This window comes from Halonotius terrestris, assembly GCF_006861665.1.
GTDB lineage: Archaea > Halobacteriota > Halobacteria > Halobacteriales > Haloferacaceae > Halonotius > Halonotius terrestris.
The window spans coordinates 445,135-446,514 of sequence record NZ_RKLU01000003.1 but is presented as its reverse complement, the minus strand read 5'-3'; the positions used below and the strand labels follow the sequence as shown (position 1 = coordinate 446,514).

The window sequence follows — 1,380 nt, the reverse complement described above, 5'->3', positions numbered from 1 at the left end:
CNGTCACGCTCGTCCACAAGGGNAACATCATGAAGTTCACCGAGGGNGCGTTCCGNGACTGGGGCTACGANNTNGCCGNNGAGGAGTACGGCGACGAGGNCATCACNGANGACGANCTNTGGGAGGAGTACGACGGCGANNNNCCNGANGACNNNNTCGTNNTCAANGACCGCATCGCCGACAACATGCTCCAGCAGATTCTCACCCGGACGGAGCAGTACGACGTGCTCGCGATGCCGAACCTCAACGGCGACTACCTCTCCGACGCCGCCGGCGCACAGATCGGCGGGCTCGGTATCGCGCCGGGCGCGAACATCGGCGACGGGCGCGNCCTCGCNGANCCGGTCCACGGNNNCGCGCCGAANTACGNNGGCNAGGACAAGGTNAACCCGANGGCGATGATCCTCTCGGGCCGCGAGATGCTCGATTACCTCGGCTGGGACGATGCCGCCGAACTCGTCCGTGACGCCGTCGAGCAGACGATCGTCGATCGGACGGTCACCTACGACCTCCACCGCCAGATCGAGGGCGGCGAGAAACTCGCCACCAGTGAGTTCGCCGACGCTGTTGTCGAGAATATCCACGACCTCTCCTAACGGATCGTCGCAGGCGGTCGCTGTGATTTTTGGCTGAGATGGAAAAACACACATAGCCACGTCCTGTGGGTTGGGGTAGATGTTCGGGTGGCTCAACCGTCAGTTCCGCCGCGGCTACGAGCGGCTGCTTCGCCGGGAGATCGGCGAGGGGCCGACCCACGTGGCGATCATCCAGGACGGCAACCGGCGATACGCCCGCAAACAGGGCGATGACGCGCCGGAAGGCCACCGCGAAGGTGCCGACACCTCCGAACAGGTGCTCAACTGGTGTGAGGAACTCGGCATCGACGAGTTGACGCTGTATGCCTTCTCGACCGAGAACTTCGACCGCCCACCCGAGGAACGCGAGCCGCTCTTTGATATCATCGAGTCCAAACTCTACGAACTCGCCGACAGCGACCGCGTCCACGAAAACGGGGTCTGTATTCGGGCCATCGGCGAGATCGACCGCCTCCCTGAACGCGTCCGTGAAGCCATTGAGTACGCCGAATCCCAAACAGCGGGCTACGACGGCTTCCGACTCAACGTCGCGCTTGCGTACGGCGGACGAAACGAGTTGCTCCGGGCGGCCCGGGAAGTCGCTACCGCCGTCGCCGACGGCGAGCTTGCGGCCGACGAGGTTGATCCCGAAGCCATCGAGAACCGCCTCTACCGCCAGCCGGTGCGGGANGTCGANCTCATCATCCGNACCGGCGGCGANGAGCGGACNTCGAACTTCCTCCCGTGGCACGCCAACGGCAACGAGGCGGCGGTGTNCTTCTGTGCGCCNTACTGGCCNGAGTTC

2 protein-coding genes (both cut by a window edge) are annotated in these 1,380 nt (G+C 64.6%); both read left to right on the top strand.

The genetic code is table 11. The annotated features are described in order from the left end of the window. Nucleotides 1-596, top strand: partial view of an NADP-dependent isocitrate dehydrogenase gene (gene icd / locus EGH24_RS09075; protein WP_142979829.1) — the end only. It extends 667 nt beyond the left edge of the window; 596 of the gene's 1,263 nt are visible here — the last part of the coding sequence; the start codon falls outside the window, past its left edge; the stop codon is at nt 594-596. Between the two features lie 79 nt (nt 597-675). After that, a protein-coding gene (uppS, locus tag EGH24_RS09070) for a polyprenyl diphosphate synthase (RefSeq protein WP_142979828.1) crosses the window boundary here: on the top strand, nt 676-1,380 show its 5' portion. 267 nt of this gene lie beyond the right edge of the window; only the first 705 of its 972 coding nucleotides appear in the window; its start codon is at nt 676-678; its stop codon lies beyond the right edge, outside the window.